The organism is Acidovorax cavernicola (genome assembly GCF_003581445.1).
In genome coordinates, this window is record NZ_QXMN01000008.1 from 89,753 (window position 1) to 106,314 (window position 16,562).

17 protein-coding genes are annotated in these 16,562 nt (G+C 67.6%); 9 read left to right on the top strand and 8 right to left on the bottom strand.

Annotated elements, in window-relative coordinates:
• The first annotated feature begins 27 nt into the window (after positions 1-27).
• Positions 28-1,047 (top strand): ABC transporter substrate-binding protein, encoded by a 1,020-nt coding sequence (locus D3H34_RS09585; RefSeq protein ID WP_119553217.1) that lies wholly within the window; start codon positions 28-30, stop codon positions 1,045-1,047.
• Positions 1,048-1,086: 39 nt separating this feature from the next.
• Here D3H34_RS09585 and D3H34_RS09590 read toward each other — a convergent pair whose 3' ends face one another.
• The 3 genes from D3H34_RS09590 to D3H34_RS09595 form a co-directional block, all read right to left on the bottom strand.
• Entirely contained in the window at positions 1,087-1,272 is a 186-nt protein-coding gene (locus D3H34_RS09590) for a hypothetical protein (RefSeq protein WP_119553218.1), read from the bottom strand.
• A 1-nt stretch (position 1,273) separates the two neighbouring features.
• Positions 1,274-1,522: a hypothetical protein gene (locus D3H34_RS33915; RefSeq protein WP_147400416.1), complete on the bottom strand. Its 249-nt coding sequence runs from the start codon at positions 1,520-1,522 to the stop codon at positions 1,274-1,276.
• 301 nt (positions 1,523-1,823) lie between these two features.
• On the bottom strand, positions 1,824-2,747 hold the full coding sequence (locus tag D3H34_RS09595) for a LysR family transcriptional regulator (protein ID WP_119553219.1): 924 nt from the start codon (positions 2,745-2,747) through the stop codon (positions 1,824-1,826).
• 92 nt (positions 2,748-2,839) lie between these two features.
• On the opposite strand from D3H34_RS09595, the gene D3H34_RS09600 reads away from it, so the two are divergent.
• From D3H34_RS09600 to D3H34_RS09620, 5 genes are read left to right on the top strand one after another with little or no spacing between them, the layout of a single operon-like run.
• Positions 2,840-3,847, top strand: coding sequence for a Bug family tripartite tricarboxylate transporter substrate binding protein (locus D3H34_RS09600; protein ID WP_434057683.1), 1,008 nt, complete (start codon positions 2,840-2,842; stop codon positions 3,845-3,847).
• Positions 3,848-3,881: 34 nt separating this feature from the next.
• Positions 3,882-4,772, top strand: a complete 891-nt coding sequence (locus D3H34_RS09605) for an HTD2 family dehydratase (protein ID WP_119553220.1) — start codon at positions 3,882-3,884, stop codon at positions 4,770-4,772.
• A 20-nt stretch (positions 4,773-4,792) separates the two neighbouring features.
• Entirely contained in the window at positions 4,793-5,974 is a 1,182-nt protein-coding gene (locus tag D3H34_RS09610; RefSeq protein WP_119553221.1) for a CaiB/BaiF CoA transferase family protein, read from the top strand.
• Entirely contained in the window at positions 5,971-6,861 is an 891-nt protein-coding gene (locus D3H34_RS09615) for an HpcH/HpaI aldolase/citrate lyase family protein (protein WP_119553222.1), read from the top strand. Before D3H34_RS09610 ends, D3H34_RS09615 begins: the two co-directional genes overlap by 4 nt.
• Before the next feature lie 30 nt (positions 6,862-6,891).
• Positions 6,892-7,902 carry a tripartite tricarboxylate transporter substrate binding protein BugD gene (locus tag D3H34_RS09620; protein ID WP_119553223.1) on the top strand — a complete coding sequence of 337 codons (1,011 nt, stop codon included), beginning with the start codon at positions 6,892-6,894 and terminating at the stop codon, positions 7,900-7,902.
• Positions 7,903-7,950: 48 nt separating this feature from the next.
• Here the strand turns inward: D3H34_RS09620 and D3H34_RS09625 are convergent, their stop codons facing one another.
• The 3 genes from D3H34_RS09625 to D3H34_RS09635 form a co-directional block, all read right to left on the bottom strand.
• Positions 7,951-8,373, bottom strand: coding sequence for a GNAT family N-acetyltransferase (locus D3H34_RS09625; protein ID WP_119553224.1), 423 nt, complete (start codon positions 8,371-8,373; stop codon positions 7,951-7,953).
• On the bottom strand, positions 8,370-8,912 hold the full coding sequence (locus D3H34_RS09630) for a CinA family protein (RefSeq protein WP_119553225.1): 543 nt from the start codon (positions 8,910-8,912) through the stop codon (positions 8,370-8,372). The genes D3H34_RS09625 and D3H34_RS09630 overlap by 4 nt, the downstream gene beginning before the upstream one ends.
• A gap of 61 nt (positions 8,913-8,973) precedes the next feature.
• The gene (locus D3H34_RS09635) at positions 8,974-9,621 is read right to left on the bottom strand and encodes a DJ-1/PfpI family protein (protein WP_119553226.1); all 648 of its coding nucleotides are present in this window, start codon (positions 9,619-9,621) and stop codon (positions 8,974-8,976) included.
• 219 nt (positions 9,622-9,840) lie between these two features.
• On the opposite strand from D3H34_RS09635, the gene phbB reads away from it, so the two are divergent.
• On the top strand, positions 9,841-10,578 hold the full coding sequence (gene phbB / locus D3H34_RS09640) for an acetoacetyl-CoA reductase (RefSeq protein ID WP_119553227.1): 738 nt from the start codon (positions 9,841-9,843) through the stop codon (positions 10,576-10,578).
• A 319-nt stretch (positions 10,579-10,897) separates the two neighbouring features.
• Here the strand turns inward: phbB and katG are convergent, their stop codons facing one another.
• The gene (gene katG, locus D3H34_RS09645; RefSeq protein WP_119553228.1) at positions 10,898-13,156 is read right to left on the bottom strand and encodes a catalase/peroxidase HPI; all 2,259 of its coding nucleotides are present in this window, start codon (positions 13,154-13,156) and stop codon (positions 10,898-10,900) included.
• A gap of 203 nt (positions 13,157-13,359) precedes the next feature.
• Here katG and D3H34_RS09650 point away from each other — a divergent pair, with 203 nt between their 5' ends.
• Both D3H34_RS09650 and D3H34_RS09655 read left to right on the top strand, forming a co-directional pair.
• Entirely contained in the window at positions 13,360-15,063 is a 1,704-nt protein-coding gene (locus D3H34_RS09650; protein ID WP_119553229.1) for a cation:proton antiporter domain-containing protein, read from the top strand.
• A 122-nt stretch (positions 15,064-15,185) separates the two neighbouring features.
• A complete protein-coding gene (locus tag D3H34_RS09655) occupies positions 15,186-16,052 on the top strand; it encodes an EI24 domain-containing protein (protein ID WP_119553230.1) in 867 nt (288 codons plus the stop codon).
• On the opposite strand, the gene D3H34_RS09660 is transcribed toward D3H34_RS09655, so the two are convergent.
• Positions 16,049-16,456 (bottom strand): hypothetical protein, encoded by a 408-nt coding sequence (locus D3H34_RS09660; protein WP_119553231.1) that lies wholly within the window; start codon positions 16,454-16,456, stop codon positions 16,049-16,051. The genes D3H34_RS09655 and D3H34_RS09660 overlap by 4 nt on opposite strands.
• Between the last annotated feature and the right edge of the window lie 106 nt (positions 16,457-16,562).

Here is a 16,562-nt window from a genome sequence, read left to right on the forward strand (position 1 = left end):
TGCCTGCCTTCGAAGAGGAGAACTGTCATGACCATCCCCTCCGCGTCCCTTGACGCGCTCTACAGCGACGCCCGCGCCGAAGGCGGCAAGCTCGTCGTCTATGCCGGCGGCGATGCGCCGTCGCAGGCCGGCATTTACGCCACCGCGTTCTCGCGCCGCTTTCCGGACATCGACCTGCGCGTCACCGTCGACCTGAGCAAGTACCACGATGCCCGCATCGACCAGCAGCACCTGCGGGGCGACGTGCGCGTCGACGTGGTGCACCTGCAGACGCTGCACGACTTTCCCCATTGGAAGGCGCAAGGCTGGCTGGCGCCGTTCAAGGCGCCCGGGTTCGAGCACCTGCCCGGCGAACTGCGCGACCCCGACGGCCATTACTACCCGGTCCTGGCCTACGGGTTCAGCAACGTGGTCGACACGGCGCAGATCCCGGAGGACCAGGCGCCGCGCGAAGCCACGGACTACCTGAAGCCCGAACTGAAGGACCGCCTCGTCTTCACCTATCCGCACGACGACGACGCGGTGCTGTTCCAGTTCGAGCAGATCATCCGCATGCACGGCTGGCCGTGGCTCGAAGGGCTGTTGCGCCAGAACCCGCAGTGGGTGCGCGGCACGCAGGCGCCGCTGGAAATCGTGGCGTCGGGCAAGAAGGCTGCCACGTTCACGTCCTTCTATTACCTGAAGCCGGAGGCCGGGAGCAGCGTGCGCTTCCTGCTGCCGCGCAACGACTTCTTCCAAAGCTGGTACCAGCTCGGCGCCATCCTGAAGGCGGCACCCCATCCGGCCGCCGCGAGGCTCTATGTGAGCTTCCTGCTGTCCGAGGAATTCCAGCGGCAGGTGCCCCAGTGGCCCGCGCGCCTCGATGTCGAGTCGACGGCCGGTTGGCGCCATCCGCTCGAATACGCGAACACGTCGCCCGTCGGCTTCAGCGGTTTCATGGGTGACCGTGGCCGGGTGGAGCGGCTCAAGGGCATCTTCGAACAGTGGATCGGCCCGGTGGTGGGCGACACGCCCACCGGCGTGCCGGTCACCGGACTCGACCGGTAGCGCCTTGCTGCCGGCTCGTTGGTTCAGGCGCGTACCTCATCACTTGACGCGGTCCGAGTCCACGAGGTCCCAGGCGAGGCCCGCGAGCCAGCCGATGCCCACCAGCCACACGCCGGCATGCATCGTGTCGATGTCGGCCGGTGCCAGCCAATGGACCAGCAGCGCAATCAGCAACCCGGCGACGGCGCCGATGACGGACCACGGGGAGCTAAGGGCTTCGAGCATTTCAAGCCGACTGTAGTGGCCATCTGCGGCCATCTTTCGGGCCGTGTGCTGGCCGATTCACGCGGCTGAGAACCTTTGAATTCATTTTCACGCCTGCAGCCTCGCTCAGCTTTTGCCGCCGGACGCTTTGTTCACCGCTCAAAAATTGAGCAAAGTGTGGAATCCCTTTGTAAAACAACAACTTAAATTGGTTTTCCAAAGCTCCAGCAGAGTTACCCCCAAAGTTGCCCACAGAAAGTGGGGATTGCATCGGACTTCTTCATATCCGGCGCCAAGTTGTTGGTTTTAAAGAGAGGCCTAGCACAGGGAGCACCCTGTTTTTTCGCTTGACTTTCCTGTTTTCGAGCGATTTTGGGGCCCATCGGCGGCCTGACTTGTGCACTGCAAAATTTTTAAGCAGACTAACTATTCACTTTGTAAAACAACAACTTGCGTTCGCTTTACAACGCTGCCCCTGACTTACCCCCAAAGTTGTGCACAGAAAATGGGGAAGACATCGGGTTTCTCACAAGCTGCGTGCAAGTGCCTGTTTTTGGCCGGAAATCCGGCTGTCAGTCGGTTTCGGCCTGTGCGTCGACCCGGGTGTCGGCGTAGTGCCGGCACAGCGTGTCGACCAGCGCCTGGGCGTAGACGGGCAGGGCGGCGCGGTCGCGCACGAGCAGGTAGCGTTCGCGCACGCACCACGGGTCGCTGAGCTCGACCAGCGCCAGCCGCATGCTGTCCCGGTTGCGCCGCGCGGCCGACTCCGGCACCACGCCGATGCCCACGCCGCTGCCGATCATCCGGCACATGGCGTCGAAGCTGCCGAGCTGGATGCGCAGCTTCTGGCGCTTGCCCAGGTGGTCGGTGATCTGCCCCAAGAAGGCCTGCAGCGTGCTGCCTTGCTGCATGCCGATGGCGTCTTCGTCGAGCGTCTCGGCGAACGAGATGCGGCGGCGCCGCGCAAAGCGGTGCTGGCGCGAGGTGACAAGCACCAGCCGGTCGGTGCTGAAGTGGATGGTGTCCAGGCCCAGCGTGTCCATCTGGCCCGCGACGATGCCGATGTCGGCGCGCCCGTCGCGCACGCCGCGCGGGATCTGAGCATTCGGTTTTTCCTGAAGGTCGACGTTGATGCGCGGGTTGCTTGCCAGGAAGCCGGGCAGGATCTCGGGCAGGAAATCGGTCACCGCCGTGGTGTTGGCGAACACGCGCAGGTGGCCGCGCAGGCCGCCGCCGTACTCGAGCAGGTCGGCGCGCAACTGGTCGGCCTGGTGCAGCACCAGCCGGGCGTGGTGCAGGAAGGCCTCCCCCGGCGGCAGCAAGCGCACGCCGCGGGCCTCGCGCTGCAGCAGCTGCAGGCCGGCCTGGTTTTCGAGCGCCTTGATGCGCGCGCTGGCCGCGGCCAGCGACAGGTGCTGGCGCTCGGCCGCCCGCGTGAGGTTGCCGAGCTCGGCCGTGGCCACGTACAGGCGCAGGTCGGTCAGGTCGAAGAGCATGGGGCGATGGTAGTCAAGCCTTCGGAATTTCAAAAGCCTGGGTTCCGAAATCGCAGATTGCGCGCAAGGGGCGGGCAGAAGACCATGCGGCGATGGAGACACACAACATCACCCCCGTCCTGCGGTTTCGCGCCAGGGCACTGCTCGCTTTCGGCCTTGCCGCCACTGCACTGCTGACCACCCCCGCGACCGCCCAAACCTATCCGTCGCGCCCCGTCACCCTCGTCGTGCCGCAAGCCGCAGGCGGCACCAACGACATCGTCGGTCGCCTCATCGGCCAGAAGCTCGGCGAGGTGATGAACAACGCCAGCGTGGTGGTCGACAACCGTCCCGGCGCGGGTGGCAACATCGGCACGCAGCTGGTCGCCAAGGGCCCGAAGGACGGCTACACGCTGCTCATGACGATCAGCAGCAGCCAGGCCATCAACCCCACGCTCTACAAGAACCCGGGTTTCGATCCCGAGAAAGACTTCAAGCCCGTCGGCCTGATCGGCGCCGTGCCCAACGTGCTGCTGGTGAACCCGTCGTTCCCCGCGAAGAACCTTGCCGAGTTCCTCAAGCTGGCGCGCGAGAAGGGCGCGAACTACCAGTACGCCTCGGCCGGCAACGGCACGCTCAACCACCTGCTGGGCGAAATGCTCAACAGCATGGGCGGCATCTCGATGCAGCACGTGCCGTACAAGGGCGTGGCACCGGCGATCAACGATGTGCTGGGCAGCCAGCTGCCGATCGTGTTCGCGAGCCTGCCTTCGGCGCTCGCGCACATCAAGGCCGGCAAGCTGCGCGCGCTGGCCGTGAGCGGCGAGAAGCGCTCGCCCGTGCTGCCCGACGTGCCCGCCATTGCCGAGCAGGTGCCGGGCTACAACGGCACGCTGTGGATCGGCCTGTTCGCACCGGCCGGGGTGCCCGCCGATGTGCTCGCCACGCTGCAAGGCGCGACCCGCAAGGCGCTGGACGCCAAGGACCTGCGCGACAAGCTCGACCAGCAAGGCGTCGAGATCGCCGCGCCCACCTCGCCCGAGCAGTTTGCGACGCTGCTGCACAACGACCTCGCCAAGTGGGCGCGCATCGTCAAGGCCTCGGGCGCCGCGGTCGATTAACGCCGCCTTTCTTTTTCTTCTCGCCACGCACACCATGACTTCTCCACTGATCGACGCCGACGCCCTCGCACACCTGCAGACCTGGCAGGGCCGCACCGAAACGCTGAGCGACGACATCACCGCCGCACCGGTGCGCGCCATGTCCGCCACGCTCGACCGCGACGATCCGCTGCCCGCTGCAGGCACGATCGTGCCGGCGCTGTGGCATTGGCTCTATTTCCTGCCGCATCACCGCCAGTCGGAGATCGGTGAAGACGGTCACGCCAGGCGCGGCGGCTTCCTGCCGCCCGTGCCGCTGCCGCGCCGCATGTGGGCCGGCGACCGGCTGACCTGGGTGCCGGGCAATCCGCTGCGGGTGGGCGACCGCATCGAGCGCACCTCGACCATCGAGTCGGTCACGCACAAGGCGGGGCGCAGTGGCGAGCTGGTGTTCGTGGTGGTGCGCCACGAGGTGCGCAACGAACGCGGCCTGGCGCTGACCGAGCTGCACGACATCGTCTACCGCGCTGCCGCCACGCCCGGCGAGCAGGCCCCCGCACCGACGCCGGCACCGAAGGACGCCACCTTCAGCCGCGACATCGTGCCCGACGACGTGCTGCTGTTCCGTTACTCGGCGCTCACCTTCAACGGCCACCGCATCCACTACGACCGCCGCTACGTCACGCAGGTCGAGGGCTATCCGGGTCTGATCGTGCACGGGCCGCTGATCGCGACGCTGCTGATCGACCTGCTGCGCCGCCACGCGCCGGCCGATGCGCAGCTCGCGCGCTTCGAGTTCCGCGCCGTGCGCCCGACCTTCGACATCGCGCCGTTCCGCGTGCACGGCAAGCCCGCCGAAGGCAGCGCCGACGGCAAGACATTCAGCCTGTGGGGCGAAGACGCCGACGGCTGGCTCACGATGCAGGCCACGGCCGTGCTCGCCTGAAGCAAGGAAGAAAGACGCACATGACACGACCCCTGGACGGCATCACCGTCATCTCGCTCGAGCACGCCATTGCGGCGCCGTTCTGCACCCGTCAGCTCGCCGACCTCGGCGCGCGCGTCATCAAGGTCGAGCGCCCCGGCGGCGGCGACTTTGCGCGCGCCTACGACGAACGCGTGAACGGCGAGGCCTCGCACTTCGTGTGGGTCAACCGCTCGAAGGAAAGCCTCACGCTCGACCTGAAGCAGCCCGCCGCGCTCGCCGTGCTGCAGGAGCTCGTGGCCGGCGCCGACGTGCTGGTGCAGAACCTCGCGCCCGGCGCTGCCGCGCGCATGGGCCTGGGCGCGCAGGTGCTGCAGGAGAAACACCCCGCGCTCATCGTCTGCGACATCTCGGGCTACGGCGAAGACGGGCCGTACCGCGACAAGAAGGCTTACGACCTGCTGATCCAGAGCGAGGCCGGTTTTCTCTCGGTGACAGGCACGCCCGACGACCCGTGCAAGTCGGGCAACTCCATCGCCGACATCGCGGCGGGCATGTACGCCTACACCGGCATCCTCGCGGCGCTGCTCCAGCGCGGCAAGACCGGCAAGGGCTCGCACATCGACGTGTCGATGCTCGAATCGCTCGCCGAGTGGATGAGCTACCCGATGTACTACGCCTACGACGGCGCGCCGCCGCCGCCGCGCAGCGCTGCATCGCACGCGACCATCTACCCCTACGGCCCGTTCCCCGCGGGCGACGGCGGCACCGTGATGCTGGGCTTGCAGAACGAACGCGAGTGGCGCGCCTTCTGCGACAAGGTGCTGCTGCAGCCGGCGCTCGCGACCGATCCGCGCTTCGACAGCAACGCGCGCCGCAACGAACACCGCGAGGCGCTGCGTGCGCTCATCGTCGAGACCTTCGGCGCGCTCAGTGCGGCGCAGGTGCTCGAACGGCTCGACACCGCGCAGATCGCCAACGCGCGCATGAACGACATGGCCGGGCTGTGGGCGCACCCGCAACTGCAGGCGCGCGACCGCTGGCGCCAGGTGGGCTCGCCAGCCGGCGACATCCCGGCGCTGCTGCCCGCCGGTCGCCAGAGCGCATTCGACTACCGCATGGACCCGGTGCCCGCCGTAGGCCAGCACACCGATGCCATCCTGCGCAGCCTGGGCCGCGGCGACGAAGCGATCGCGACGCTGCGCGCGGCCGGGGCCGTATGAGCGGGCCTGCGAATTCCGCGCTCGCGCTTGCACGGGCCTTTCTCTTCGTGCCGGCCGACCGCCCCGAGCGCCATGCGCGCGCACTGGCAACGGGCGCGGGCGGCGTGATCATCGATCTCGAAGATGCCGTGGCGCCCGCGCGCAAGGCCGAGGCGCGCGACGCGCTCGGCGCCTCGCTGGCCACGTTGCCCGCCGACGGGCGAGGGCGCTTGCTGGTGCGCGTGAATGCCAGCGGCACGCCGTGGCATGACGACGACTGCACGCGCGCGGCGGGGTGGATCGCCGATGGCCTCATCGCCGGCATCGTGCTGCCCAAGGCCGAGCACGCTGACGAGCTGCACCGGCTCGCTGCCACGGTCGGGCCGAAGGCGGCGCTGCTGCCGTTGATCGAATCGGCCGCAGGGCTCGCTGCCGTCGATGCGATCGCGGCTGCGCCGCAGGTGCTGCGGCTGGCCTTCGGTCACCTCGATTTCCAGGCCGACCTCGGCATGGCCTGCGACGCCGACGAGGCCGAGCTGGTGCCCGTGCGTCTTGCGCTCGTGCTGGCTTCGCGCCGCGCCGGGCTGGCCACGCCCATCGACGGGGTCACGCCCGACTGGCGCAATGTGCAGCGGCTCGTCGCCGACACCGCGCGCGCCCAGCGCGGCGGCTTCGGCGCCAAGCTGTGCATCCATCCCGAGCAGGTCGCGCCGGTGCAGGCCGCGCTCGGTCCCTCGGCCGACGAGGTGGCGTGGGCGCACCGCGTCACCGAAGCCGTGCGCGCGGCCGGCGGGGGTGTCGTGAGCCTCGACGGCCGCATGGTCGACGGGCCCGTGGTGAAGCTGGCCGAGCGTTGGCTCGCGCTGGCGGCACCGCAGGGTTCGGGCGGTTCATCCGTGACGCACTGATTTACAGACAAACCAAAAGGAGACAAAGAAGTGAACGCAGCGACAACGAAGACCTGGAAATTGAAGGCGCTCATCGCCGCCTCGGCGGGCGCCTGCCTGCTCGCCGTCGCATCGCCGGCCGCCGCGCAAGCCGCTTGGCCCGACAAGCCCGTGGTGATGGTCGTGCCGTATTCGGCCGGCGGCCCGACCGACGTGGTGGCACGCATGCTCGCCGTGCCCATGGGCAAGTCGCTCGGGCAGACCGTGGTGGTCGAGAACACCGTGGGTGCGGGCGGCACCATCGCACCGACCCGCGTGGCCAAGGCGGCGCCCAACGGCTACACCATCCTCATCCACCACATGGGCATGGCCACTGCGCCCGCGCTGTACAAGAAGCTCAACTACGACCCGCTGAAGGACTTCGAGTACATCGGCCAGGTCATGGACGTGCCGATGACCCTGCTGTCGCGCAAGGACTTCCCGGCCAACAACTTCAAGGAGCTGCTGGCCTACGTGAAGGCCAACAAGGACAAGGTGTCGCTCGCCAACGCCGGTGTCGGCGCGGTCTCGCAGCTGTGCGGCATGCTCTTCGCGCACCAGATCGGTGTGCAGCTCACGACCGTGCCCTACAAGGGCGCGGGCCCGGCGCTCAACGACCTCATGGGCGGGCAGGTCGACCTGCTGTGCGACCAGACCACGCAGACCGCGCCGGTCATCAAGGACGGTCAGCGCGTGAAGGTGTTCGGCGTGACCACGCCCAAGCGGCTGTCGAGCATGCCCGACATTCCCACGCTCGACGAGCAGGGCCTCAAGGGCTTCGACGTGAAGGTGTGGCACGGCGTGTACGCGCCCAAGGGCACGCCGCCGGCCGTGATCGAGAAGCTCAACGTGGCCCTGCGCGTCGCGCTGCAGGACGAGAACGTGAAGAAGCGCTTTGCCGAACTGAGCACCGAAGCCGTGCCGATGGAGAAGGTCACGCCCGAAGCACTGCGCACCCACCTGGCAGCGGAGATCGAGAAGTGGGGGAAAGTGATCAAGGCCGCGGGCGTGCAGGCGGATTGATAGCAGCCGTGTGACGGGTTCTGAGTCAGGGGCTGCAATGCCCCGGGCTCACAACTTCTTCTTCATGTAGGCGAGGTAGTTGCCGCGGGCGTAGTTGTCGATGCGGGCGAACTCTTCGTAGCCTTGCTTCAGGTAGAAGCCCCGCGCCTGCCATTCGAAGGTTTCGAGCGCGGCGTTCCCGGCGCCCAGCGCCTTGCCGCGTGCCTCCGCCTCCGCGAGAAGGCGACGACCCAGGCCGGTGCCTCGTGCTTCCTCTTCGACGAACAGCACGTCGATGCGCAGCCACTCGAGGAAGACGAAGCCGCGCAGCCCGCCCATCAGGCGACCCTGCGCATCCTTGGCGTTCAGCCGAACGGGTTGCATCTCCGGGTACTCGCCGACGAAGCCGTAGTTGAACTCGCGCAACCTGCGGCCCAGGGCGCCGGAGCGGACCTCTTCTTCGGAGGCCGTCGAGATCACAGCGTCGGTCATGCTTCGCCGCCGTTGCCGGACGCCTGCAAGGTTTCTTCGAACAGCTTCAGCAACAGCCGCGCGAACACATCCATGTTCCATGGCCGGTCGGTCGCGCCGGTTTCGATGGTGCGGCTGACCACGAGGCCGTCCGCGCCGGTCACTGCGATGCAGACATGACCGGGCGCATCGCCGTACGGGCTGCCCGAAGGACCCGCGGCGCCGCTCTCGCAGATGCCCCACTTCGCACGGTGCGCGTCGCGGATGCGGCCGGAGATGAAGCGGGCATAGGGCTCTGTCTCGCCGCGCATGTCGCCCATGTCCTCGGGCGTGAGGCCGAGCAGGGCCTTGCCGGCGCGGCGCGAGTAGATGACCGCGCCGCCCAGGAAGTAGGCCGACGCACCCGGCACGGCGAGCAGGGCGGCCGAGACCAGACCGCCGGCCGATGACTCGGCGACCGCCACCGTCTGGCGCCGCTCGCGCAATGTCGCGCCCACGCGTGCGGCGAGCACGGAAAGCGGTTCGAGTTGGGTGAGGTCGGTGAGATCAGGCGGGAGCATGAAAGGTCGAAAGAAGTAAGAAAAGAGAGATGACCGACCGGTCGATCGAACGAGTGAGCGATCAGGCCATGCCCGCACGCGAACCGGGTCGCCGCACATACGACGGCGCGCGCTCGTGGCTCGACGTGTGGCCGTACACCGTGTCGGCCGGGTAGTACTCGGCTTGCAATTGCACCTTGGCCGCGGCTTCCTCGCCCGCGACATGCGCGATGAAGGCGAGCATCAGATCGGTGCCTGCCGACACGCCGGCCGAGGTCCAGACATGGCCGTCCTGCACGAAGCGTTGCTCGACCACCTTCACGTCGCCGAGCGCGCGCAGGCGGTCGAGCGATCCCCAGTGCGTGGTCGCGGTGCGGCCCGAGAGCTGGCCGGCCGCGTGCAGCACGAAGGCGCCGGTGCACACCGACAGCAGCGCCTTGCAGCCGGGCGCCTGGGCGGCGAGAAACTGCACCATCGCGGGGTTGTCGACCTCGCGCCGCGTGCCCATGCCGCCGGGCACGAGCAGGAAATCGAGCGGCGGGCAGTCGGCAAACGACACGTGCGGATTCACCGACAAGCCCTTGGCGCAGACCACCGGCTCGCGCGTCTGCGCCACGACCATGCAGTGGGCGGGGCCGCCGGCGAGCTTGCTCCACATGGTGAGCATTTCCCACGGACCGACGAAATCGAGTTCCTCGACCTCGGGGAAGACGATGATTCCGAAATTCATGCGTGAACTCCTGGTGGGGCGGGGTGGGTATGCCGGCAGCGGCCTGGCGGTCTGTCACGGGCGCGCAGCCGCAAGCATATAGAGTGCCGCCGAGGCGATGTCCGTGACAGCTGGTTGCAAGCTTGGCTCAGTGTTCTCCCTCAGAGTTGTGTGGCCTGAAAATGGCTAGAGTGAAGGCGGCCGTTCAGGCTTTTTGCTAGCTTCAATCAAGGAAATCTCATGAGCAAGAAAGTTGCATATGTCACCGGAGGCATGGGTGGCATCGGAACAGCCATCTGCCAGCGTCTCTACAAGGACGGGTTCACCGTGGTCGCAGGTTGCGGCCCCACGCGGGACTACGCCAAGTGGCTGGCCGAACAGAAAGCCGAAGGCTTCGAGTTCCACGCGTCGGTCGGCAATGTCGGCGACTGGCAATCCACCGTCGAAGCCTTTTCCGCCGCGAAGGCGGCCCACGGGCCGATTGACGTGCTCGTCAACAACGCCGGCATCACGCGGGACCGCATGTTCCTCAAGATGACGCCGGAAGACTGGAGCGCGGTGATCGAGACCAACCTCAACAGCATGTTCAACGTCACCAAGCAGGTGGTGGGCGACATGGTCGAAAAGGGCTGGGGCCGCATCATCAACATCAGCTCGGTGAATGGCGCCAAGGGCCAGGCGGGCCAGACCAACTACTCGGCGGCCAAGGCCGGCATGCACGGCTTCACGATGGCGCTGGCGCAGGAGCTGGCCAACAAGGGTGTCACGGTCAATACCGTGAGCCCGGGCTACATCGGCACCGACATGGTCAAGGCCATCCGCCAGGAAGTGCTCGACAAGATCGTGGCCACGATCCCGGTCAAGCGTCTGGGCGAACCGAGCGAGATCGCCTCCATCATCGCGTGGCTCGCCACCGACGAAGGCGGCTACAGCACCGGCGCCGACTTCTCGGTCAACGGTGGCCTCCACATGCACTGAGCATGCGGACCACGAACTGAACATGAAACCCGCTTCGGCGGGTTTTTTCATTTCGGCAGGCGCGCGGGTCGAAGCTGGCGCAGCAAGCGAAACGGCGGTCGGGAGCCAACGTCCCCGACCGCCGTGAAGCGCAGGAAAGCGCCCGAAGGCGCCGGCCTCAGAAGGGGTGAATGAATCCGGCGTGGCCGAGCAGCCCGCGCAGGCGCGTCCCCTCAAGGCGCAAAGCGCAGCCATAGCTCGGGCTATGGCGAGCATTTGCAACGCCGAGGGGGCGTGCCTGGGTGGGATGAGCGGGCATGGCGGGTTCGTTCGCCCCTTCTCAGGCCAGATCGAACCTGTCCAGGTTCATCACCTTGGTCCAGGCGGCCACGAAATCGTCGATGAACTTCTGCTGGCTGTCGGCGCTGCCGTAGACCTCGGCGATGGCGCGCAGCTGCGCGTTGGAGCCGAACACCAGGTCGACGCGCGTGCCGGTCCACTTGAGTTCGCCGGTCTTGCGGTCGCGCCCTTCGTACTGCTCCTTGGTGTCCGAGACGGCCTTCCATTCCGTGCCCATGTCGAGCAGGTTGACGAAGTAGTCGTTGCTCAGCGTGCCGGGCGTCTTCGTGAAGACGCCGTGGCGCGTCTGGCCGACGTTGGTGTCGAGCACGCGCAGGCCGCCGACCAGCACGGTCATCTCGGGCGCGGTGAGCGTGAGCAACTGGGCCTTGTCGATCAACAGCGCTTCGCCGGCTACGCTGTAGCGGCCCTTCAGGTAGTTGCGGAAGCCGTCCGCCACGGGCTCCAGCGGTTCGAACGACGGCACATCGGTCTGTTCTTGCGAGGCGTCGGCGCGGCCTGGCGAGAAGGGCACCTTCACTTCGCGGCCGCCGTTGCGCGCAGCCTGTTCCACGCCTGCGCCGCCGGCCAGCACGATCAGGTCGGCCAGTGAAATCTGCTTGCCGCCGGTCTGCGCCGCGTTGAACTCGCCGCGAATGCCTTCGAGCACCTTCAGCACCTGGGCCAGTTGCGCGGGCTGGTTGACGGCCCAGTCCTTCTGGGGCGCGAGCCGCACGCGGGCGCCGTTCGCACCGCCGCGCATGTCGGAGCCGCGGAAGGTGGAAGCGGAGGCCCACGCCGTCGACACCAGCTGCGCGGGCGTGAGACCCGAGGCCAGCACCTTCTTCGTGAGCGCCGCGACATCCGCTGCATCGACCAGCGGGTGGTCGACGGCCGGGATCGGGTCTTGCCAGACCAGCTCTTCGGCCGGCACCTCGGGCCCGAGGTAGCGGGCGCGCGGGCCCATGTCGCGGTGCGTGAGCTTGAACCAGGCGCGGGCGAAGGCGTCGGCGAACTGGTCGGGGTGGGCCAGGAAGCGGCGCGAGATCTTTTCGTAGGCCGGGTCCAGTCGCAGCGACAGGTCGGTGGTGAGCATGGTCGGCGCGTGGCGCTTGCTACTGTCGTGCGCGTCGGGGATGGTGCCGGCACCGGCGCCGCCCTTGGCCACCCACTGGTGCGCGCCGGCGGGGCTCTTGGTCAGCTCCCATTCGTAGCCGAACAGGTTCTCGAAGAAGTTGTTGCTCCACTTCGTCGGTGTGGTGGTCCAGGTCACTTCGAGGCCGCTGGTGATGGTGTCGCCGCCCTTGCCGGTGCCGAAGCTGTTCTTCCAGCCGAAGCCCTGGTCTTCGAGGCCCGCAGCTTCCGCTTCGGGCCCGACGTGCGAGGCCGGTGCGGCGCCGTGGGTCTTGCCGAAGGTGTGGCCGCCGGCGATGAGCGCCACGGTTTCCTCGTCGTCCATGGCCATGCGGCCGAAGGTGTCGCGGATGTCGTGCGCTGCGGCGATCGGGTCGGGGTTGCCGTCCGGGCCTTCGGGATTCACGTAGATCAGGCCCATCTGCACGGCGCCCAGCGGGTTCTCGAGGTTGCGGGTGTGCGGCACCTTGCTGTCGTCGTCCTTCACGAGCACGCCGCGGTCTTTCTCGACGCCGGGCGAGCCCTGTGCATAGCGCACGTCGCCGCCGAGCCAGGTTTTCTCGCGGCCCCAGTACACGTCCTGGTCGGGTTCCCACACGTCGGCGCGGCCGCCGGCGAAGCCGAAGGTCTTGAAGCCCATGGTTTCGAGCGCGACGTTGCCGGTAAGGATGAGCAGGTCGGCCCAGGAGATCTTCTGGCCGTACTTCTGCTTGATCGGCCAGAGCAGGCGGCGGGCCTTGTCCAGGCTCACGTTGTCGGGCCAGCTGTTGAGCGGCGCAAAGCGCTGCTGGCCGCGACCGGCGCCGCCTCGGCCGTCGCCGATGCGGTAGGTGCCGGCGCTGTGCCAGGCCATGCGGATGAAGAGCGGACCGTAGTGGCCGAAGTCGGCCGGCCACCAGTCCTGCGAATCGGTCATGAGTGCGGCGAGGTCTTTCTTCACCGCGGCCAGGTCGAGGCTCTGGAAGGCCTTGGCGTAGTCGAAACCGATGCCCAGGGGATCGGATTTGGAGGAGTGCTGGTGCAGCAGGTCCAGGCGCAGCTGCTGGGGCCACCAATCGCGGCTCGTGGTGCCGGCGCCGGTGGCCTGGCTGAACGGACACTTCGCTTCTGTCTTCTCATTGCTCATGGGGAGGCTCCTGTTGTGAGGGACGGGGGGACCGCTCAAATTCTCAGTGAGAAAGGTGTCGATGCGAATAGAAGTGCTTTATGCCTACGATAGTTCGCGTGGCGCCTGAAGGGGTGTAGATGCGAGGGCGCGCGACAGGTTTCGAGGGCCCGCAGAAGCCTGTGGGCTTCAAAGGTTGGCGCCCGTTCCTGCAAAATGGACCGATGCCCCACAGCGTCTCACTCATCAATACGATTGCCGCCGGCCTGGGGTTGGCGTTGGTGTTCGGTTTCCTGGCGGCGCGGCTGCGATTGCCGGCGCTGGTCGGTTACCTGCTGGCGGGCGTGATCATCGGCCCGTTCACACCGGGCTTCGTGGCCGATGCGGGCATTGCCGCCCAGCTGGCCGAGATCGGCGTGATGCTCCTGATGTTCGGCGTGGGCCTGCATTTTTCGTTGGCCGACTTGCTCGCGGTGCGCAAGATCGCGCTGCCCGGCGCCATTGCACAGATCGCGGTCGCCACGCTGCTCGGCGGTGGCCTGGCGATGTGGTGGGGCTGGAGCTGGGGCGCGGCGCTGGTGTTCGGGCTGGCGCTGTCGGTGGCGAGCACGGTGGTGCTGCTGCGCGCGCTCGAGAGCCTGGGCATCCTCGATTCCTTCACCGGCCGCATCGCCGTCGGCTGGCTGGTGGTCGAAGACCTCGCGATGGTGCTGGTGCTCGTGCTGCTGCCGCCGCTGGCCGGCGCGTTGGGCGGCACCAACGCCGACACCACCGGCGCGCCGGTCTGGCAGACGCTGGGCCTCACGCTGCTGCAGGTCGGCGGCTTCGTGCTGCTGATGCTGGTGGTGGGGCGGCGCGTGTTCCCGTGGATCCTCTGGCAGGTCACGCGCACCGGCTCGCGCGAGCTGTTCACGCTGTGCGTGGTGGCGGCGGCCGTGAGCATCGCCTTTGCCTCGGCGGCGTTGTTCGGCGTGTCGTTCGCGCTCGGCGCTTTCTTTGCCGGCATGGTGATGCGCGAATCGCAGTTCAGCCATCGAGCGGCGCAGGAGTCGCTGCCGCTGCGCGATGCGTTCGCCGTGCTGTTCTTCGTGTCGGTCGGCATGCTGTTCGACCCGTCGGTGCTGCTGGATCGCCCGTTGCAGGTGCTGGCCGTGGTGCTCGTGATCGTGCTGGGCAAGTCGCTTGCGGCCTGCGCGCTGGTGCTGGTGTTCCGTTACCCGCTGGCCACCGCGCTCACGGTGAGTGCGAGCCTGGCGCAGATCGGCGAGTTCTCGTTCATCCTGGCCGGGCTGGGCGTGTCGCTCGGCCTGCTGCCGGTGGAAGGGCAGAGCCTGGTGCTGGCCGGCGCGCTGATCTCCATCGCCACCAACCCGCTGTGGTTCAGCCTCATTGCGCCGATGCAGAAATGGCTGCTCGCGCATTCGAAATTCGCGCGCGAGCTCGACATGCGCAGCGACCCGCTCGCCGAGCTGCCGATGACCACCGAGGCCAAGTACCTGTCGCGGCAGGTGGTGCTGGTCGGCTACGGCCGGGTGGGCCGCCGCATCGCGGCCGAACTCGAGACCCACGACATTCCCTACGTGGTGGCCGAGCAGAACCGGGAGCTGGTCGAGAAGCTGCGCGAGGCGGGCATTCCGGCCGTGTGGGGCGACGCGGCCGACCCGGCGGTGCTGATCCAGGCGCACGTCGCGCGCGCCCGCGTGCTCGTGGTGGCCACGCCTGACGCCATGAACGTGCGCCAGATGATCGAGACCGCCCGCACGCTGAACCCCACGATCCAGACCGTGGTGCGCAGCCACAACGAGCAGGAAGCCCGCCTGCTGTCGGACGAAACGGATGTGAAGGTGTTCCTGGGCGAACAGGAACTCGCCCAGGCCATGGCCCGGGATGTGGTGCAGCGCGCCGCCGCCATGGCCGTGCCCGCCTGAGGGGTGGCGCCAGCGACTGGCTGGCCGACCACCCCTGTCACTGTTTGCGCAGGCCAAAGGCCCATCTTCCGGGGGGGCGGCGTTCGCCTGCACCCTTCACTGATTTCTTTTTTTCTCATCCCATGTCTCTGAAAGCCCGATGGCATTCGTTGCTCGGCGCGTTGCGCGAGTCCCTGGTCTGTCTTGCGCTGGCCTTCCGCTCCAGTTTGCGTCCCGGCATCGCCATGCGTTCCGCAGGCCTGTGCCTGCTGGTCTTCGCTGTGTGGAGCTGGGTGTTCTACCGCTACTTCCAACCGATTGGCACGACAGCCGGCATCCTGTCGGCTTTCGTCGTTCTGGGCGGCGCGGCGCTCGGTCTGATACCCGGCATGGCAGGAGGCGGTGCAGCGAGCATCACGGGCATGGCGGGCATCGCGCCCGCATTGGCGATGCTGGTGGTCTATGTGGTGGTGCTCACGGGCGCGGTGTTGGTGGTGGGGTATGCGGGCGTCATCGTCGCCACCATCCGGCTGGCGTTGCGCTGGGTGCTCTTTGGCAAGGTGCGCGAGCGTGTGCAGGCGCGCTACCCGACGCTCGAGCCGTCGCAGGTCGAGTCCTCGGGCTGGCTGATCGGCGTGCGCGAGCAACTGGGCCCCTGGCTGGGCGCGAGCCTCGGAATGCTGCTGTGCCTGCTGGTGCCGGTCATCAATGGCGTGTTGCTGTTCCTGCTGCTGGCTTACCTCAACGTCCGCTTTCTGGTGGGGCCCGCGCTCGCCGGCATCGCGAATGGCGAGGAGCGCATGCGGGTTGTGCGCCGCCAGCGCGGTGCGATGGTGGCGTTCGGCGTACTGATCCTGCTGCTGGCGCTGGTGCCTGTGGTGAATCTGCTGTTGCCGGCCTTGCTGGGCGCAGGCGCCTGCCACCTCGGCTGCCGAGGTGTGGAAGCAGAGCGTCGGGTCGGTGCCGACGCCCTGGCTGGTGCCCAGGCCGGCGCCCAACCCGGTGGCTAAAGGTCCTCGATCACCAGCGTGCGGTAGCGCTCGGCGATCGAGTACGGCACGGTACGTACCAGTTCCATCACGCGCTCGGTGATGGCGCCGTCCTTGGTGCGGATCAGGAGGCCCGTGTGGCCTTCCTGGGCCAGCTCGATGAAGGCGCGCACCGTGGCGCCGTCGGTGCCGGCGGAGGGCAGGGGACTGTGCGAGGCATGCACGGTCGGTGCGATTTCCGCCAGGACGGTTTCGGCCGGTATCAGGTAGACCTCGTCGCCGCTCACGATGCCTTTCTCGATCAGCCCGTGGCCGATGCGGCTGGCGTCTTCGATGCTCGGAAACATCACCAGGGAGTAGCCGGTCGGGTAGAACGCGCCACCGAAGCTGGCGCGCATGTTGGGTTCAAGCGTGAAATGTTTCATGCTGACTCCTTGTTCTGATGCAGCTCCCCGCCCCTAACATTAGGCCGTGCGGCGTACATGCTCTGTAGGAAAACCCCTAGTACTGACAGCCCACCGCGCTGGCTCC

Excerpts from the sequence above, each read along its gene's own strand:
- D3H34_RS09585 (WP_119553217.1), top strand. The coding sequence starts at position 28 with ATGACCATCCCCTCCGCGTCCCTTGACGCGCTCTACAGCGACGCCCGC.
- D3H34_RS09590 (WP_119553218.1), bottom strand. The coding sequence starts at position 1,272 with ATGCTCGAAGCCCTTAGCTCCCCGTGGTCCGTCATCGGCGCCGTCGCC.
- D3H34_RS33915 (WP_147400416.1), bottom strand. The coding sequence starts at position 1,522 with ATGCAATCCCCACTTTCTGTGGGCAACTTTGGGGGTAACTCTGCTGGA.
- D3H34_RS09595 (WP_119553219.1), bottom strand. The coding sequence starts at position 2,747 with ATGCTCTTCGACCTGACCGACCTGCGCCTGTACGTGGCCACGGCCGAG.
- D3H34_RS09600 (WP_434057683.1), top strand. The coding sequence starts at position 2,840 with ATGGAGACACACAACATCACCCCCGTCCTGCGGTTTCGCGCCAGGGCA.
- D3H34_RS09605 (WP_119553220.1), top strand. The coding sequence starts at position 3,882 with ATGACTTCTCCACTGATCGACGCCGACGCCCTCGCACACCTGCAGACC.
- D3H34_RS09610 (WP_119553221.1), top strand. The coding sequence starts at position 4,793 with ATGACACGACCCCTGGACGGCATCACCGTCATCTCGCTCGAGCACGCC.
- D3H34_RS09615 (WP_119553222.1), top strand. The coding sequence starts at position 5,971 with ATGAGCGGGCCTGCGAATTCCGCGCTCGCGCTTGCACGGGCCTTTCTC.
- D3H34_RS09625 (WP_119553224.1), bottom strand. The coding sequence starts at position 8,373 with ATGACCGACGCTGTGATCTCGACGGCCTCCGAAGAAGAGGTCCGCTCC.
- D3H34_RS09630 (WP_119553225.1), bottom strand. The coding sequence starts at position 8,912 with ATGCTCCCGCCTGATCTCACCGACCTCACCCAACTCGAACCGCTTTCC.
- D3H34_RS09635 (WP_119553226.1), bottom strand. The coding sequence starts at position 9,621 with ATGAATTTCGGAATCATCGTCTTCCCCGAGGTCGAGGAACTCGATTTC.
- phbB (WP_119553227.1), top strand. The coding sequence starts at position 9,841 with ATGAGCAAGAAAGTTGCATATGTCACCGGAGGCATGGGTGGCATCGGA.
- katG (WP_119553228.1), bottom strand. The coding sequence starts at position 13,156 with ATGAGCAATGAGAAGACAGAAGCGAAGTGTCCGTTCAGCCAGGCCACC.
- D3H34_RS09650 (WP_119553229.1), top strand. The coding sequence starts at position 13,360 with ATGCCCCACAGCGTCTCACTCATCAATACGATTGCCGCCGGCCTGGGG.
- D3H34_RS09655 (WP_119553230.1), top strand. The coding sequence starts at position 15,186 with ATGTCTCTGAAAGCCCGATGGCATTCGTTGCTCGGCGCGTTGCGCGAG.
- D3H34_RS09660 (WP_119553231.1), bottom strand. The coding sequence starts at position 16,456 with ATGAAACATTTCACGCTTGAACCCAACATGCGCGCCAGCTTCGGTGGC.